The organism is Streptomyces sp. NPDC058295, from assembly GCF_042880655.1.
Taxonomy (GTDB): domain Bacteria; phylum Actinomycetota; class Actinomycetes; order Streptomycetales; family Streptomycetaceae; genus Streptomyces; species Streptomyces coriariae.
Window position 1 is genome coordinate 46538 of sequence record NZ_JBHVYO010000001.1, and the last position, 17730, is coordinate 64267.

Sequence of the window (17730 nt, forward strand, 5' to 3'; positions counted from 1 at the left end):
TGGAGTGAATTGGTTACGGTTCGTACGGCATACGGGGGATTGCGGGTGAACGGAAAGGGGCGGGCCGATGACCCGCCCCGCCCCTGCTCCACCGGCCACTTGACCGAGTGCTTGACCGACCACTTGACCGGCTGCCGACCGGCTACTTGACGGCGCCCGCCATCACGCCGGACACGAACTGCCGCTGGAACGCGAAGAACACGGCCAGCGGGATCACCATCGAGATGAACGCGCCGGGCGCGAGCACGTCGATGTTGTTGCCGAACTGCCGTACCTGGGTCTGGAGCGCGACCGTGATCGGCTGGCTGTCGGCGTTGGTGAACACCAGCGCGACCAGCATGTCGTTCCACACCCACAGGAACTGGAAGATGCCCAGGGACGCGATCGCGGGGGCGCCCAGCGGCATCACCACGCGGGCGAACAGCCGCAGTTCACCGGCGCCGTCGAGACGGGCCGCCTCCAGCAGTTCGCGGGGGATCTCCGCGAAGAAGTTCCGCAGCAGGAACACCGAGAAGGGCAGTCCGAACCCGACGTGGAACAGGATCACCCCCAGGATGTTCCCGAACAGGCCGACCTTGCCGAACAGTTCGGCGATCGGGATGAGCGCCACCTGCACGGGCACCACCAGCAGCCCCACGACGCCCAGGAACCACCAGTCCCGGCCCGGGAACTCCATCCACGCGAACGCGTAGCCCGCGAGCGCGCCGATGACGACGACCAGGACCGTCGCCGGCACCGTGATCAGCACGGTGTTGACCAGGGAGCCGGTGATGTCGCCGTTCTCCAGCAGCTTCCGGTAGCTGTCGAAGGTGAGTTGGGACGGCTCGCTGAACACGTTCCACCAGCCGTCGGCGCTCATGTCCTCGGGGGAGCGGAGCGAGGAGATGAGCAGTCCGATGGTCGGCACCAGCCAGAACAGGCCGACGATGATCAGGAAGGCGCGCACCAGCCCGCCGTTGAGCTTCTCCATGACCCACTCGAGTCGCCCGGTCACCGCCGCACCTCCCGCCTGAGCCGACGCACGTTGAACCACATCACCGGGATCACCAGCAGCAGCAGGAACACCGCGATGGCGCTGGCGATGCCGGGCTGGTCCTCGGAGAAGCCCTTGCGGTACAGCTCCAGGGCGAGCACGTTCGCGTCGTCCTGCGAGGAACCGGGGGCGATGATGAAGACCAGGTCGAAGACCTTCAACACGTTGATCATCAGGGTGACGGCGACGACCGCGAGGACCGGTGCCAGCAGCGGGACGGTGACTCTGCGGAACACCTGCCACTCGTTGGCGCCGTCCACCCGGGCCGCTTCGAGCAGCTCCCGCGGGATCCCCGCCAGGCCGGCCGCGATCAGCACCATCGCGAATCCCGCCCACATCCAGATGTACGAGCCGATGATGGCCGGTGTGACCAGGGACGGGCCGAGCCAGTCCAGTCCGTTGTACGCCTCCTTGAAGTTGCTCGCGGGCAGCCGGAGTTGGGCGCCGTCGGCCTTGGCAGGAAGCGTGAAGGTGCCGTCGTCGGCCGCCTTGGTCGAGGCCACCACCTTGCCGTCCTTCACCGCCTCGATCCTCATTCCGGCGTAGCCCAGTTCGGAGGGGTCGGGCGTGCCGAGGGCGCCGACGCCCTTGCCGCGGGTGAAGTCCTGCCAGGCGGTCCCGGTGATCTGCCCCCGTTCGGGCCGCGCCTGCACGGCCTTCTCCGCGCTGCCGGGCATCTGGTCCGGGGCGACGCCGACCAGGGGCAGACTCACCGGTTCGCCGGTGTGCACGGCGGCCTTGGTGATGAAGCCGCCGTTCTCCCGTTCGAGCGGCGAGTCGCGGCCCGGGTGGGCCTTCGGGAACGCCGAGGATTCGGCGAACGTGTCGTGGACGCCCACCCACACCGCGTTGGCGACGCCCTTGTCCGGGTCCTGGTCGTAGACCAGCCGGAAGATGATGCCGGCGGCGAGCATCGAGATCGCCATCGGCATGAAGACGACCAGCTTGAACGCGGTGCCCCAGCGCACCCGTTCGGTCAGCACGGCGAAGATCAGACCGAGCGCGGTCGCGATGGTCGGCGCGAACACCACCCAGATCACGTTGTTCTTGAGGGCGGTACGGATGCCCTCGTCCGTGAAGAGGGCCTTGTAGTTGTCGACGCCGGAGAAGCCGTCGCCGGACTGGTCGTAGAAACTGCGCACGACCGAGTACCCGATGGGGTAGACCACGAGTGCGCCGAGCAGCACCAGGGCGGGCAGCAGGAACAGCGCGGCCACGGTCCTTCGGGTGCCGGTCACACTCTTGCGCGAGCGAGGAGGGGCGGGGGCCCCGGGAGCCCCCGCCGCTGGCATTGCCATCTCCGCTTCAGTTCCCGTACGCCGCGGCCGCGTCCGACTCCAGTTTCGCCTGGATGCCGGCCACGTCCGTCGGGTTCTTCAGGAAGTCCTGGAGGTCCTTCCATTCGCCCTTGCCGGGGGTGCCGCCGAAGGCCTGCGGGGCCTGGTCGGACATGTCGAAGCGGAAGTCGTCGCCGGCCGCGACCAGCGCCTTGGCGATCGTCTGCTGGACCTCGTTCGGGTACACGGAGACATCGACGTTCTTGTTCGGCGAGAGATAGCCGCCGAGCTTCGCCTGGATCTCCGCCGCGTCCGGCGAGGCCAGGAAGGTCGCCAGCGCCTGCGCGCCCTTGGAGTCCTTCAGGATGACGGCCGCGTCCCCGCCGGAGACCACCGGCGCGGTGTCGCCGACCTTCGGGAACGGGAACACCTTGGCGTCCGTGCCGACCTTCGACTTGGTGTCGGCGATGTTGACCTGCACGAAGTCGCCCTCGTAGACCATGGCCGCCTTCGGCTGCTCGCCGCCGGTGAAGGTCTGGGTCACCGAGGCGGGGAACTCGGTCTGGAGCGCGCCGCTCGCGCCGCCCGCCACCCAGTCCTTCTTGCCCCAGACCTGGGCCAGGGTGGTCAGGGCCTCCTTCACGGAGGGGTCCGTCCACTTGATCTTGTGCTGGGCGAGCTGGTCGTACTTCTCCGGGCCCGCCTGGGAGAGGTAGACGTTCTCGAACCAGTCGGTGAGGGTCCAGCCGTCGGCGCCGCCGATCGAGAACGGGGTGACGCCGGAGTCGTACACCGTCTGCGCGGTGCTCAGCAGGTCCTTCCACGTCGCGGGGTCGGTGGCGCCCGCGTTCTCGAAGACCTTGGCGTTGTACCAGATCAGCGACTTGTTGGCGGCCTTGTAGTAGACGCCGTACTGCTTGTCGCCCACCTTCCCGATGTCCTGCCAGCCCTGCGAGTAGTTCTTCGTGAGCTCCGCCTGGGCCTCGGCGCCCAGCGGTTTGGCCCAGCCCTTGTCGGCGGCCTGTTTGATGGCGCCGGGCTGCGGCAGCATCGCCACGTCCGGCGGTGAGCCGCCCGCGATCTTCGAGCCGAGGAAGTTGATGATCGGGTCCTGGGCGGGCACGAAGGTGATCTTCGCGCCGGTGCGTTTCTCGAACTCGGCGAGGACCTTCTTGAAGTTCGCCTGTTCGGTGCCGGTCCATACGGCGGCCACTTCGAGCGTGGTGCCGTCGAGCTTGGGGAGGGTGAGGGTGCCGCCGGATTCCTTGCCTCCGGCGCTGCTTTCGCTTCCGCCGCTCTTGTCGTCGTCGCTGCCGCACGCCGTGAGCGAGAGCGCGAGCGCTCCCGCCAGGAGCGTGGCGGCCGCCTTCACGGTCCTGCGTGTCCGGATGGTGTTGCTCGTGCTGCGCATCACTGCCCCGTTCTTCGTCCTCGTCGACTCGTGAACGTTCGAGCGCTGTCCCGTGAGCACTGGTCTACGCCGGGTACCTGGGCTCGGCAAGGGCGCCTGTGCTGTCAAGCGGGGGATCGTGACCGCGTCGTGATCGCAAGGTGCGCGATTCTCGACGCGGGGCCGGTGCGCGCGGCCCGAGGCGGGCGGCGGCCGGGGGCCACCGCCCCGGCCGGCTGCTGCGGCCGGCTGGGGCGGACCCCGCCCGGGTCGGCTTCGGCCCGGGAGGGTCTCGCCTCACGCGCTCCCGGCGGGTGCGCCCCCGGACGGGCTGAGCTGCCGCGCGGCGCGCTCCAGGGCGCTGGCCAGCAGGGCGAGGTCCGTCGGGCCGTTGCCCAGTTCCCGTACCGGGCGACGGGCCGGGGGGTCGCCCATGCGCTGCCACTCCAGGGGGACCACCGTGGGGCGCAGCGTCGCCGTACGGGGGATGCGGCCCGTGACGCGGCCGCCCTGGAAGGGGGTGAGACGGCCGTCCGCGCCCTTGAGCCGGCCGCGGCCCGGCGCCGGTTCGTCCGTGCCGGAACCCGGCGGGTCCAGAGTGATCCGAACGGTGGACAGCCGGGCCGGTTCCGACTCCGCCGTACGGCCCCCGGGGCCTGCCGCGGCCACCAGGTGCACGCCGAGCCGCTCGCCCTCGCGGGCCACCGCCTCCAGCGCGCGCATGACCGAACCGGCGGCCGGCCGGCCCGGCGAACCGAGGGCGGGGGAGACGAGCGCGTCCAGGTCGTCGACGACCACCACCAGACGGGGCAGCGGGGGAGTCGCCTCGGCCCGCTGCCGGGCGGCCGCTCCCGGGCGCAGCCGCAGCGTGGTGCTGGGCGGGGCCTCGATGTCGGCGGCGCCGCCGGTGGAGCCGCCGCCGAGCCCGGCTCCCGGGGACGGGGCGTTCGGGTTGCGTTGCGGGACGATACGGCCGGACACCGCGCGCTGCGTGTGCCACTCCACGAAGCCGGAACGGCCCAGCAGTTCGGACCGCCGCTTCAGCTCGGCGCTCAGTGACTGCGCGAACTCCCGCATGCGGACCGGGTCGTTGGCGGTGAGGTGGGTGGTGACATGCGGTACGTCCGTACATATCCGCAGGCCGTCGCCGTGACCGCCGCCGCCCTTGCCGACGGTGTCACGGCCGTCCAGCAGGATGATGCCCAGCCGGTCCGGCCGCTCGGCGGCGGCCAGTGAGGCCACGATCGCCCGCAGCAGCTCCGTACGCCCGCTGCCGGTCGGGCCCTCGATCAGCAGGTGCGGGCCCTCGGCGACCAGGTCCACGCCGACCGGTCCGCGCGGCCCCGCGCCGAGCACGGCCCAGGCCCGTCCGCCGAGCGCCTCGGCGTCGTCGGCCGCGTCCGCCCACCGGGCCATCAGTGAGGCGGGGGTGGCACGGGCGAGGCCCAGCTTGTCCAGCAGCCGGGCCGACTGGGGCAGCGGAGCCGACACCCGTGTGTGCCGCTCGCCGCCGCCCGCGCCGTCCGGGCGCAGCGGCGCGAGAGCCCGCGCGAAGCGTTCGGCCCAGGCGAGGGAGACCGCGTCCACCGCGCCGACGGTGCCGGGTCCCACCGGGCCGGGCCGCTCCGTCTCCGCCCCGGCGGGCGCGACCCGCAGCAGTCGCAGCGCCGTCGCCACGTCCCCGCTGAGCAGCGCGACGGCTCCGCACGCGCGGAACGTGGGCGCCGTCGCACAGGCCGCTTCGTAGGTCTCCGTGACCGGAGAGGAGGGGGAGGCGGCGGGCGTCTCGGCCAGACAGACGACGTGTATCCCCGCGCGCGGTCCGGCCACCGCCAGCCGGGTCACCGCCTCGCGCAGGTCCGCGCCGCCGGGATCGCCGTCCACGACGACCACGGTGTACGGGCCGGGGAAGCCGCCGTCGTCGGTCTCGTCCGGCACGGCCCAGGAGGGACGGCGGCCGGCGCCGCGGGGCGCGGGTACCTGGACCGGTCCCGTACCGCTCGGGCCGCTGGGGCCGCCCGCGCTGTCGGCGAGGTGGTCCTCCAGACGGCGCAGCAGCTCGTCGGCGCGGGCCGTGGCCTGGTCGCGGTCGTAGGCGAGCAGGAGACGGCAGTCCTGTCCGTGCCCCGGGCGCAGCTGAGGCAGCCAGCCCAGCCAGGACCACTCGGCGACCCGCTCCTCCTCGGAACGCGCGCGGTCCGTGCTGATCAGGACGATTTCCAGGGTGTCGGGGGAGTGCAGCGCGGCGAGCTGGGCCAGCACCGCGCGTGCCAGCCCGGACAGCCGCGGGCGCGGCCCGGCCAGACCGAGCGCGCCGACCTCGCGCAGCCCCGTCGTCACCGGTACGGCGGGCAGCAGGCCCGAGCCGTCGGGTGCCGGCCGGTCGGCGGTGCCGAGCCGCACGGTGAGCGCCTCCGGGTGCCCCGGGCCGCGTTCCCACAGCCGGGGGCCGGGGCCGAGCGCCGTCAGCAGCAGCGCGGCCGGGTCCGGCCAGGTCTCGGGCGCGGGGGAGGCGGCGGGCGACGGGTACGACTGCGCCGCGGCCTCTTCCTCCTCCTCGTAGGTCCCGGGGGCGTCCGTGTCCTGTGTGTCGCCGCGGCCGCCGGCCAGCCGGCGCGCCCACGCGGAGAGACCTCCGCGACCTCCGCGTCTGCGCACGCCGGGGGGCACGTCGGTGCCGCGCAGCGGGGTGCCTTTGCGGCGGGAGGCCGCGCGCGGATCGGCTTCGGGGGCGTCGCCGTAGGGGGACGCGGCCGGGGAAACGGACGAAGGGCCGGACGGAGGGCCGGACGGGGCGGCGGGCTCGGGAGCGGAGGCGGTGGGGTGCTGCGGGGCGCCCGCGTCCTCCGGCGCGCCGTGCGGCCCCCGGACGTCGTCGTACGTCCCCGTGAACGAGCCGAGGCCCGAGTGGCCGGCGTGGGTGGCCGAGGAGCCTTCGCCCGCTCCGGACGCACCGCCGGAGGCAGCCGGTCCGGGCGGGTTCCGGCGCGCGGGGTCGACTGCGCGTGGCTCGCCGCCGCGCCGGCTCTCGATGCGCGGCGCCGTGCCCTGGCCGGGTACCACCGGAGGCGCCGCGTGGGTTTCCCCGGCGCCGCGCGTCCGCCCGCCGCGGCCTTCCGACGAGCCGTTCCAGTCCACCGTGCCGTGGGCGTGGCCGGTCGGGCCGGAGGGGCCTCGGTCGCCCGCACCGTCGCCCGCCGCACGCGCGTGTGCCGCGCCCGCGGCCGGGCCGGGGCTCCCGCCGGACGGGCCGTCGCCCGCCGCCTCCGTGCCCGCGCAGGGCACCCGGACATGGCCCTCGCCGTCCGGGGTGGTCGCCGCCCGCGGACCCGGGCCGCCGGGCGGGGCCAGCCGCAGAGCCGACTCGCCGACGCGCAGCAGGGCGCCGGGGGCGAGGCGGACAGGACGGTCCTGTACCCGGGTGCCGTCCAGGGTGGTGCCGTTGGTGGAACCGAGGTCGGCGACCGTGACCCGGCCCTCGGGAGAGAGCGTCACCGTGCAGTGCAGGCGCGAGACGTCCGGGTCGTCGAGGGGTACGTCGGCGTCGGCGGAGCGGCCCACGCGGACCTGGCCGCCGTGCAGCAGATGGACCCCGCCCGCGTCGGGTCCGGCCACCACGTGCAGCCGGGCCGGGGCCTCGTCGACCTCGGGATGCGGTTCGGGGTCGGCCGGGGCGCCCAGGGACAGCACGGCGCCGTCGATCAACGGCGGCTCGCCGAGCGTGCAGCGCTGGGTGTCGAGCCGCTCCACGCCCGCGTAGAGCACGACCGCCGCCGCGGAGGAGGCCGACGCGGCGCCCTCCCCGGAGACCGCCGCGGCCAGCGCGGACGCCACCGCGGCCAGGGCCGTGCCGGCGGGCGCCGTGACCAGCACGTCGCAGCTCGCGGTGCGGGCCCGCGCCTGAACTCCCCCCGCGCGAGCGGAGCCCGGCGCGGGGAAGGGCGGGCCCGTCGGGTCTACGACGGTCAGCCGGATCTGCATCGCCGTCAGCGGTCCCTTCTGCACGGGCGCGGACTTCCCCCCACCCCACACGAGCACAGCGGCCAGTACTGAAGGCATCCTCGCACCTGTCACTGACAACGCGCCCCACACCCGGGGACAAGTGATCTTGATTGGTCGGCTCTGCCCGCAAAAGTGCCGGACAAGTGCGCCACCGACGATCAGTTGAGATCGGTCACGTCCGGCCCCGGCAACCAGGAAGACCGGGCGGAGCGTCTTTGCTTCGGACAACGACGACAGCCCGGTGTCCGCACTGCGGCACTACAGTGGGTCGGAACACGGACAGGACAGGCAAGCAAGCAGCAGGGAGCGCGTGACGTGCGGCCAGTCGGCAGCAAGTACCTGCTCGAGGAGCCGCTCGGACGCGGCGCCACGGGCACCGTCTGGCGAGCGCGCCAGCGCGAGACCGCGGGCGCCGAGGCGGCCGTGGCCGGCCAGCCCGGGGAGACCGTCGCGATCAAGGTCCTCAAGGAGGAGCTCGCGAACGACCCCGATGTCGTGATGCGCTTCCTGCGCGAGCGGTCGGTGCTGCTGCGCCTGACCCACCCGAACATCGTCCGGGTCCGCGACCTGGTCGTCGAGGGCGATCTGCTGGCGCTGGTCATGGACCTCGTCGAAGGCCCCGACCTGCACCGCTACCTGCGCGAGAACGGCCCCTTCACGCCCGTCGCCGCAGCCCTGCTCACCGCCCAGGTCGCCGACGCGCTCGCCGCCAGCCACGCCGACGGCGTCGTGCACCGCGACCTGAAGCCGGCCAACGTGCTGCTGAAGCAGAACGGCGGGCAGATGCACCCGCTGCTCACCGACTTCGGCATCGCGCGCCTCGCCGACTCCCCGGGCCTGACCCGGACCAGCGAGTTCGTCGGCACGCCCGCGTACGTCGCGCCGGAGTCCGCCGAGGGCCGCCCGCAGACCTCGGCCGTGGACATCTACGGGGCCGGCATCCTGCTGTACGAGCTGGTCACCGGACGTCCGCCGTTCTCCGGCGGCTCCGCCCTGGAGGTCCTGCACCAGCACCTGAACGCCGAGCCGCGCCGCCCGTCCACGGTCCCCGACCCGCTCTGGACGGTCATCGAGCGCTGTCTGCGCAAGAACCCCGACGACCGGCCGAGCGCCGAGAACCTCGCGCGCGGACTGCGCATCGTCGCCGAGGGCATCGGGGTGCACGCGAACTCGATGCAGATCGCCGCAGCCGACGGCGTCGGCCACCTGCTCGCGCCCGACCCGGCGCCCGCGACCGTGCCGGGCGGCGCCTACGACCCGAACGCCGCGACCAGCGTCCTGCCGCACACCGGCGGTCCCGCCGGTGCCGCCGACCCCACCGCCGTGCTGCCGCACACCAGCGGTCCCGCGGGCGCCGCCGATCCGACCGCCGTCCTGCCGCCGGTGCCGCCGCACCAGCAGGGACAGCAGGGGGGCCAGCAGGGCCAGGAGCCGCATCCCTGGCAGTCCCAGATGCGGGCCGCCCGCGACCGCAACGAACCGACGCAGGTCCAGCAGTACCTCGACCCCGGCGAGGACCCGCTGCGCCGCCGCCCCCAGCGGCAGGTCTCCCGCCAGCAGCAGCCGCAGCAGCCGTATCCGCAGCAGAACCAGCAGCAGCGGCCTCAGCAGCGCCAGCAGCAGCCTCCCGGCTACGGCTACCAGGGGCAGCCGCAGCAGCAGTACGCGCCGCCGCCGCAGCACCAGCAGCCGCAGCAGCAGCCCCAGCGGTACGCGCCGTCGCCCCAGCAGCAGCCGAGGCAGCGGCCGGAGCCGGAACCCCGGCAGCCGCGGGAGCCGAGACAGCGCAGTGCCAACCCGATGAAGATCCCCGGGCTGGGCTGCCTGAAGGGCTGCCTGTTCACGATCGTCATCCTGTTCGTGGCCGGATGGCTGATCTGGGAGCTGAGCCCGCTCCAGGGCTGGATCGGCACCGGCAAGAACTACTGGCAGCTGATCAGCGGCTGGTTCAACGACGTCACCGGCTGGATCGGCGACCTGGCCGACTCGAGTGGCGGCGGCACGGGCAGCACGGGCAACAACTGAGCCCCGGCGAGCGCCCCGGGCTCCGGTTCTGACCGTGAGCTTGTGTACTTGTCGACATCCGGCGGGTGATTTCCGTCTCCGCGGTGAAGGTTGGCTCCTCGGACGCGTACTTTGATGGGCAACACGCGTCTGTAGGAGCAGCCTTGGCACGGAAGATCGGCAGCCGGTACACCGCCCACCAGATCCTGGGACGGGGCAGCGCCGGCACGGTGTGGCTGGGCGACGGACCGGACGGGCCCGTCGCCGTCAAGCTGCTGCGCGAGGACCTCGCCTCCGACGAGGAGCTGGTGGGCCGCTTCGTGCAGGAGCGCACGGCACTGCTCGGCCTGGAGCACCCGCACGTGGTCTCCGTACGGGACCTGGTGGTCGACGGCAACGACCTCGCCCTGGTCATGGACCTCGTCCGCGGCACGGACCTGCGCACCCGCCTCGAACGGGACCGCCGGCTCGCGCCCGAGGCCGCCGTGGCGATCGTCGCGGACATCGCCGAGGGACTGGCCGCCGCGCACGCGGCCGGGATCGTGCACCGGGACGTGAAGCCCGAGAACATCCTGCTCGACATGCAGGGCCCGCTCGGCCCCGGCGGCTCGCACCGGGCGCTGCTGACCGACTTCGGCGTCGCGAAACTGATCGACACCCCCAAACGGACCCGCGCCACGAAGATCATCGGCACGCCGGACTATCTGGCGCCGGAGATCGTGGAGGGCCTGCCGCCGCGTGCCTCGGTGGACATCTACGCCCTGGCGACCGTGCTGTACGAGCTCCTCGCGGGCTTCACCCCGTTCGGCGGCGGCCACCCCGGCGCGGTGCTGCGGCGGCACGTCACGGAGTCTGTCGCCCCGCTCCCCGGCATCACGGACGAGCTGTGGCAGCTTCTCGTGCAGTGCCTGGCGAAGGCGCCGGCGTCCCGGCTGCGGGCGTCCGAGCTGGCGGCGCGCTTGCGGGAGCAGCTGCCGGCGCTGGCCGGGATGCCGCCGCTGGACGTCGACGAGCCCGACCCGGAGCAGGAGGACGGGGAGGGCGAGCCGGCCGAGACCGCGCCCTCCGCGTCCTCGCCCGCGGCGCCCTCCGGGCGGGTGCGGCGCGGGTCGGTCCCGCTGGTGCCCGGCGCGAAGCCGGACTCCAACCGGGACACCCACACGTCGATGCGGGTGCCCGCGCCGGACGAGCTGGCGGGCGGGGCGCACGGCACGGCACGGGTGCCGAGGGCGGCGGGCGCGCCGCGCCCCGGCTCGGCACGGAACCGTTCCGCCACCCGGCGGCGGCGGATCACGCTGGGCGTGGCGGCGGTGGCGCTGGCCGCCGCGGCGGGGATCGGCACGTGGGCGGCCACCTCGGGCGACGACGCGGGGGCGACTCCGCAGGACACGAAGAACTCGGCGCCGGAGTCACCCTGACCCCGGGGGCTGCCGCCCCCGGACCTCCGCTGCCGGCCCTGAAGGGGCCTCGTCCTCGATCGCCGGACGGGCTGGATGTGCCGACCGGGTTCGGTGGTCAAGGCCGGCCGCCGGGGTCGGCGGTCGAGGCCGGGCGGGCCGGGATGCCGGGTCCGTTAGGCTGGAGGCGTGGCAGTCGTCGATGTATCCGAAGAGCTCAAGTCCCTCTCCTCGACCATGGAGTCGATCGAGGCCGTTCTGGACCTCGACAAGCTGAGGGCAGATATCGCCGTGCTCGAGGAGCAGGCGGCCGCGCCGTCCCTGTGGGACAACCCGGACGAGGCGCAGAAGATCACCAGCAAGCTGTCCCACCTCCAGGCCGAGGTCAGGAAGGCCGACGCGCTGCGCAGCCGGATCGACGATCTCTCCGTGCTGTTCGAGATGGCCCAGGAGGAGGACGACTCGGACACCCTCGCCGAGGCCGAGTCCGAGCTGACCTCCGTCAAGAAGGCGCTGGACGAGATGGAGGTCCGTACGCTGCTCAGCGGTGAGTACGACTCCCGCGAGGCGCTCGTGAACATCCGTGCCGAGGCCGGTGGCGTCGACGCCGCCGACTTCGCGGAGAAGCTCCAGCGGATGTACCTGCGGTGGGCGGAGCAGCACGGCTACAAGACCGAGATCTACGAGACCTCGTACGCCGAAGAGGCCGGCATCAAGTCGACCACCTTCGCCGTGCAGATCCCGTACGCCTACGGCACCCTCTCCGTGGAGCAGGGCACGCACCGGCTCGTGCGGATCTCCCCCTTCGACAACCAGGGGCGTCGGCAGACCTCCTTCGCGGGTGTCGAGATCCTTCCCGTGGTGGAGACCACCGACCACATCGAGATCGACGAGTCCGAGCTGCGGGTGGACGTCTACCGGTCCTCCGGCCCCGGCGGCCAGGGCGTGAACACCACGGACTCCGCGGTGCGCCTCACCCACCTCCCCACCGGCATCGTCGTCTCCTGCCAGAACGAGCGGTCGCAGATCCAGAACAAGGCGTCCGCGATGAACGTCCTCCAGGCCAAGCTGCTCGACCGGCGCCGGCAGGAGGAGCAGGCCAAGATGGACGCGCTCAAGGGCGACGGCGGCAACTCCTGGGGCAACCAGATGCGTTCGTACGTCCTGCACCCGTACCAGATGGTCAAGGACCTGCGCACCGAGTTCGAGGTCGGTAACCCCGAGGCCGTGTTCAACGGTGAGATCGACGGGTTCCTGGAAGCCGGAATTCGCTGGCGCAAGCAGCAAGAGAAGTAACTTTGTCGACAAGGTAACCGCCCCTCAATCAGGGGCGGTTGCTTTTTACATCACATTCACAGCACCAACGACACGCAAAGCGGCCCGACTTGGACATTGCGTACGCAACGACCTTGACGATGCTTTGAAAAGTGGGGAAGGTGCAGTGTGGCATGCGTATCTCTGGGGCGCATGTGAACCGGGGGCCTCGGCTACATCTCAGCTACCCCCGTCGATCACGGCCCCGGGCGCGGCCTCATCGACGATTCAGCTACTGGGGGTAGCAGCTATATGACCAAGAAGACGCGCATTCGGTTCGCGCGCATAGCCGCCGGCGCCGTCATTGCCGCGGGCGCCTCGCTGACGGTCGCCGGCGTCGCCTCGGCCGACGACGACGCTCTTGTCGACACGAGCACGGTCGCCACTGCCGGCGACGACGACCCGTGCGACATCGTCACCACTCCTGACTGTGACCCGACCACGACCACGGGCGGATCGACCACGACGACGGGCGGTTCGACGACCACGACGGGCGGCTCGACCACGGAGGGCACCGCTTCCATCGGCGGCGCCGCCTCCATCGGCGGGACGGTCACCATCGGCGGCACGTCCAGCACTGGTGGCGACCCCACCACGGGCGGTTCCACCACGACCGGTGGCAGCTCGACCACCGGCGGTTCCTCCACGACCGGTGGCAGCTCGACCACGGGTGGCTCCACCACGACCGGTGGCAGCTCGAACTCCGGCGGTTCCTCCACGACCGGTGGCAGCACCACCACGGGTGGCTCGACCACCGGCGGCAGCTCGACCACCGGCGGTTCGAGCACCACCGGCGGCGACGACTCCACCGGCGGATCCACCACCGGCGGTTCGGAAACCACCGGCGGTTCGAGCTCCACCGGCGGTTCGAGCTCCACCGGCGGCACCGACACCGACGGCACTTCCACCCAGGAGGAGGGCAGCTCCGCGCTGACCGACACCTCGGACGCCGCCGCCGACACCACCGCGCAGGGTGGTGGCAAGGAGCTCGCCGAGACCGGTGCCGGTCAGACCACGTTCCTGATCGTCGGTGCGGCCACGATGATCGCCGGCGGCATCGGCTTCCGGGTGCTGCCGCGCCTCGCGGCCGGCCGTGGCGGAGCCGCTGCCTGACGTCAGGTGGTCGCGTCCGTACGTGACGTACACGCGAAGGGGCCCGGAGCGTCAGCTCCGGGCCCCTTCACGTACGTGTCCGGGGGTTACGCGGTCTGGTGGGCCAGCAGCGCCAGCGCTGCCACGAGCACCGCAAGCAGCGCGATCAGCGCCATAGGGTTCAGCCCCGCGAAGAAGTTGTCCTGTTGCTGCAGCCGCTCGCGGTTCGCGCGGCACACCGGGCACCGGCCCTCGCTCACGGGCGCGGCGCAGTTAGCGCACACCAGCCGGTCGTACGTCATGCGCTCGCCCTCCTTGCACCGGTTCCAAGTACACAACGCTTCGGGGAACGGGAACGTTCCCCCTCCACTGTGCCAGGTTCCTCCGGGGGCCGCGCGGGCCACCCGGAGAGCGGGGGGCGTACAAAGTCCCGTACAAAAACGCACAAGCCCCACTCAACCCCTCGCGACGCCTGCGCCGCCCTCCCCGGTTCGCGTATGGTCACGCTCATCTACCCCCGGCGACCCGTGGTGCACCCGTGATCCGATTCGACAACGTCTCCAAGGTCTACCCCAAGCAGACCCGCCCCGCACTCAGGGATGTCTCCCTCGAGGTGGAGAAGGGCGAGTTCGTGTTCCTCGTGGGATCCTCCGGCTCCGGCAAGTCCACCTTCCTGCGGCTGGTCCTCCGCGAGGAGCGGACCAGCCACGGTCAGGTGCACGTCCTGGGCAAAGATCTCGCGCGCCTCTCCAACTGGAAGGTGCCGCAGATGCGCCGCCAGCTGGGGACGGTCTTCCAGGACTTCCGGCTGCTGCCGAACAAGACGGTGGCGGAGAACGTCGCCTTCGCGCAGGAGGTCATCGGGAAGTCGAAGGGCGAGATCCGCAAGTCCGTGCCGCAGGTGCTCGACCTCGTCGGGCTCGGCGGCAAGGAGGACCGGATGCCCGGTGAGCTGTCCGGCGGTGAGCAGCAGCGCGTCGCCATCGCGCGTGCCTTCGTGAACCGGCCCAAGCTGCTGATCGCGGACGAGCCCACCGGCAACCTCGACCCGCAGACCTCCGTCGGCATCATGAAGCTGCTCGACCGGATCAACCGGACGGGCACGACCGTGCTGATGGCCACGCACGACCAGAACATCGTGGACCAGATGCGCAAGCGCGTCATCGAGCTGGAGCAGGGCCGCCTCGTCCGCGACCAGGCGCGCGGCGTCTACGGCTACCAGCACTGACCGTTCCCGCCATCGCCCCCGCCCTCGCGGACGTCCCCGGAAAGGCCTGAACAACTCGCCATGCGCGCCCAGTTCGTACTGTCGGAGATCGGTGTCGGTCTCCGCCGCAACCTGACGATGACCTTCGCCGTCGTCGTCTCCGTCGCCCTGTCCCTGGCGCTCTTCGGCGGGTCGCTCCTGATGAGCGACCAGGTCAGCACGATGAAGGGCTACTGGTACGACAAGGTCAACGTCTCGGTGTTCCTCTGCAACAAGAGCGACGCCGAGTCCGACCCGAACTGCGCCAAGGGCGCGGTCACCGCGGACCAGAAGAAGCAGATCAAGACCGACCTCGACAAGATGGGGGTCGTCGAGAAGGTGACGTACGAGTCGCAGGACGACGCGTACAAGCACTACAAGGAGCAGTTCGGCGACTCCCCGCTGGCCAGTTCCCTCACGCCGGACCAGATGCAGGAGTCGTACCGCATCAAGCTGAAGGACCCGGAGAAGTACCAGGTCATCGCGACCGCCTTCGACGGGCGCGACGGAGTGCAGTCCGTGCAGGACCAGAAGGGCATCCTGGACAACCTCTTCGGGCTGCTCAACGGCATGAACTGGGCGGCGCGGGCGGTCATGGCGCTGATGCTCGTCGTGGCGCTGATGCTGATCGTCAACACCGTGCGCGTCTCGGCCTTCAGCCGACGACGTGAGACGGGGATCATGCGGCTCGTCGGCGCCTCCGGTTTCTACATCCAGGCGCCGTTCATCGCCGAGGCCGCGGTCGCGGGGCTGATCGGCGGCACGGTCGCCTGCGGATTCCTGGTGATCGCCCGGTACTTCATCATCGACAACGGCCTGGCCCTGTCCGAGAAGCTGAACCTGATCAACTTCATCGGCTGGGACGCCGTGTTGACGAAGCTTCCGCTCATCCTCGCCACGAGCCTGCTGATGCCCGCGTTGGCCGCGTTCTTCGCGCTGCGCAAGTACCTGAAGGTGTGACGCACGCCCCCCGGGCCGTACGGGCAACCGACCGTACGGCCCTTCGCGTTCCCCTAGACTCACCGCCATGTCAGGCCGTGACCTGTTCTGTCAGCCCCGCCGTTTCGGCCGCGGGGCCGCCCTGACATTGGTGTTCGCGAGCGTGCTCGTCGCCGGCGCCGCCACCGGATCCCTGCCGGGCGACCCCGCGGAGGGCGGGCGGAACGCCGCAGGCGCCGCTCCCTCCCCGGCCCCCGCCGGCCACTCCGAGGACGTGACGCGGGCCGCCGAGGAGGCCGCCGCGGACGGCAAGTCCCCGATGGAGGCCGCCGAGCGCGCCGTCAGCCGCAGCGGGGACCGCTGGGCGGCCGTCTACTCCGAGGGTGAGTACGAGGACTTCGAGGCGTCCCTCGACGGCCGGTACACCGGCGTCGGCCTGGAGGCGCGAGGCGACCGGGACGGCCGGATCGAGGTGACCAGGGTGCGGTCGGGATCGCCCGCGGCCGCCGCCGGGATCCGCGCGGGCGACCGGCTGCGCAGCGTGGACGGACGGTCCGTCGAAGGCCTCCCGGTCACCGACGTCGTCTCCTTACTGCGCGGTGACGCCACGAGCGCGACCGCCGGTAGCTCCGTCCGTCTCGGCCTGGAGCGCGGCACGCGCGCGTGGACCGAGACCCTGCGCCGTGCGCTCCTGTCCACGGACTCCGTCACCGTCCACCGGCTTTCCGACGACACCACCGTCATCACCGTCGCCGCGTTCACCAAGGGTGTCGGTGACAGCGTGCGCAGCGCCGTCCGCCGGGCCCCGGCGGGGGCCGGGATCGTCCTCGATCTGCGCGGCAACTCCGGCGGCCTGGTCACCGAGGCCGTCTCCGCCGCCTCCGCCTTCCTCGACGGCGGCCTGGTCGCCACCTACGACGTCGACGGCGATCAGCGCGCCCTGCACGCCGAGGGCGGCGGCGACACCACCAGCCCCCTGGTCGCGCTCGTCGACGGCGGCACGATGAGCGCCGCCGAGCTGCTCACCGGCGCCCTCCAGGACCGTGGCCGCGCGGTCGTCGTGGGCTCCCGTACCTTCGGCAAGGGCTCGGTCCAGATGCCGAGCCGGCTGCCCGACGGCTCCGTCGCCGAGCTGACCGTGGGGCACTACCGCACTCCCTCCGGCCACGGTGTCGACGGCCGGGGCATCACCCCCGACCTGGAGGCGGACGACGGGGCGCTGGAGCGGGCCGAGACCGTGCTGAGCGGCCTCGGGGACGTGCCCTGAGCGACCGCCGCGTAATCGGCTTTCCCTCAGCGGGCCTCCGGGTGCGAAACTGGCTGCACTATGAGCAAGGGAATGTACGTACCGAAGGAGTCCCAGCCGAAGCAGGGCGGGGCGGCCGCGTCCGGCAAGGTCAAGGACGGCAAGCGCAAGATCGTCGCGCAGAACAAGAAGGCCCGGCACGACTACGCGATCATCGACGTCTACGAGGCCGGCCTCGTCCTCACCGGCACCGAGGTGAAGTCGCTGCGCGAGGGGCGCGCCTCGCTGACCGACGCCTTCGTCCAGATCGAGGGGAACGAGGCGTGGCTGCACGCCGCGCACATCCCCGAGTACTTCCAGGGCAGCTGGACCAATCACTCCGCGCGCCGCAAGCGCAAGCTGCTGCTGCACCGCGAGGAGATCGACAAGCTGGCGGTGAAGGCCGAGGAGACGGGCCACACGATCGTGACCCTCGCCGTCTACTTCAAGGACGGCCGGGCGAAGGCCGAGATCGCGCTGGCGCGCGGCAAGAAGGAGTACGACAAGCGGCAGACCCTGCGCGAGCAGCAGGACCGCCGGGAGACGGACCGGGTGATCGCGGCGGAGAAGCGCAAGCAGCGGCACGCGTGACGCTGCGCCCGTAGCCGCTGCCGCCGCACGCGATGCCGCCGTCCGCGGGGTCGCCGGGAATACAGTGGCACCGTCGTGCGTTGGTCACGTACGATGGCACCTGTGCCGCACAGCAGGCACGAAACCCTCTCCGGAGGGGCCCTCTTCGGAGGGATTGAAA

The 17730-nt window shown here is 72.0% G+C and carries 13 protein-coding genes; 8 read left to right on the plus strand and 5 right to left on the minus strand.

The annotated features are described in order from the left end of the window. Positions 1–142 precede the first annotated feature (142 nt). The 4 genes from ACFVYS_RS00175 to ACFVYS_RS00190 form a co-directional block, all read right to left on the minus strand. Positions 143–970 (minus strand): carbohydrate ABC transporter permease, encoded by an 828-nt coding sequence (locus ACFVYS_RS00175; RefSeq protein WP_389497997.1) that lies wholly within the window; start codon positions 968–970, stop codon positions 143–145. A gap of 20 nt (positions 971–990) precedes the next feature. Further along, positions 991–2331, minus strand: a complete 1341-nt coding sequence (locus ACFVYS_RS00180; RefSeq protein WP_389497343.1) for a carbohydrate ABC transporter permease — start codon at positions 2329–2331, stop codon at positions 991–993. 7 nt (positions 2332–2338) lie between these two features. Then, complete coding sequence (locus ACFVYS_RS00185) at positions 2339–3721, minus strand: ABC transporter substrate-binding protein (RefSeq protein WP_389497345.1); 1383 nt, start codon at positions 3719–3721, stop codon at positions 2339–2341. Positions 3722–3997: 276 nt separating this feature from the next. Further along, positions 3998–7681 (minus strand): FHA domain-containing protein, encoded by a 3684-nt coding sequence (locus tag ACFVYS_RS00190; RefSeq protein ID WP_389497999.1) that lies wholly within the window; start codon positions 7679–7681, stop codon positions 3998–4000. 336 nt (positions 7682–8017) lie between these two features. Here ACFVYS_RS00190 and ACFVYS_RS00195 point away from each other — a divergent pair, with 336 nt between their 5' ends. The 4 genes from ACFVYS_RS00195 to ACFVYS_RS00210 all read left to right on the plus strand — a co-directional run bounded on the left by ACFVYS_RS00195 (position 8018) and on the right by ACFVYS_RS00210 (position 13530). Continuing rightward, positions 8018–9727, plus strand: coding sequence for a protein kinase (locus tag ACFVYS_RS00195; RefSeq protein ID WP_389497347.1), 1710 nt, complete (start codon positions 8018–8020; stop codon positions 9725–9727). 143 nt (positions 9728–9870) lie between these two features. Next, positions 9871–11124 (plus strand): serine/threonine-protein kinase, encoded by a 1254-nt coding sequence (locus ACFVYS_RS00200; protein ID WP_389497349.1) that lies wholly within the window; start codon positions 9871–9873, stop codon positions 11122–11124. A gap of 168 nt (positions 11125–11292) precedes the next feature. Beyond that, positions 11293–12399 (plus strand): peptide chain release factor 2, encoded by a 1107-nt coding sequence (gene prfB, locus ACFVYS_RS00205; RefSeq protein ID WP_389497351.1) that lies wholly within the window; start codon positions 11293–11295, stop codon positions 12397–12399. A 270-nt stretch (positions 12400–12669) separates the two neighbouring features. Next, positions 12670–13530, plus strand: a complete 861-nt coding sequence (locus tag ACFVYS_RS00210; protein WP_389497353.1) for a hypothetical protein — start codon at positions 12670–12672, stop codon at positions 13528–13530. 86 nt (positions 13531–13616) lie between these two features. On the opposite strand, the gene ACFVYS_RS00215 is transcribed toward ACFVYS_RS00210, so the two are convergent. After that, positions 13617–13811 (minus strand): hypothetical protein, encoded by a 195-nt coding sequence (locus ACFVYS_RS00215; RefSeq protein ID WP_020132389.1) that lies wholly within the window; start codon positions 13809–13811, stop codon positions 13617–13619. Between the two features lie 236 nt (positions 13812–14047). Here ACFVYS_RS00215 and ftsE point away from each other — a divergent pair, with 236 nt between their 5' ends. The 4 genes from ftsE to smpB all read left to right on the plus strand — a co-directional run bounded on the left by ftsE (position 14048) and on the right by smpB (position 17570). After that, a complete protein-coding gene (gene ftsE, locus ACFVYS_RS00220) occupies positions 14048–14737 on the plus strand; it encodes a cell division ATP-binding protein FtsE (protein ID WP_020132390.1) in 690 nt (229 codons plus the stop codon). A 60-nt stretch (positions 14738–14797) separates the two neighbouring features. Beyond that, positions 14798–15715 carry a permease-like cell division protein FtsX gene (gene ftsX, locus ACFVYS_RS00225; protein ID WP_307163631.1) on the plus strand — a complete coding sequence of 306 codons (918 nt, stop codon included), beginning with the start codon at positions 14798–14800 and terminating at the stop codon, positions 15713–15715. A 67-nt stretch (positions 15716–15782) separates the two neighbouring features. Then, a complete protein-coding gene (locus tag ACFVYS_RS00230; protein ID WP_389497356.1) occupies positions 15783–16961 on the plus strand; it encodes a S41 family peptidase in 1179 nt (392 codons plus the stop codon). A 72-nt stretch (positions 16962–17033) separates the two neighbouring features. Further along, positions 17034–17570 (plus strand): SsrA-binding protein SmpB, encoded by a 537-nt coding sequence (smpB, locus tag ACFVYS_RS00235; protein ID WP_356255191.1) that lies wholly within the window; start codon positions 17034–17036, stop codon positions 17568–17570. Positions 17571–17730 lie beyond the last annotated feature (160 nt).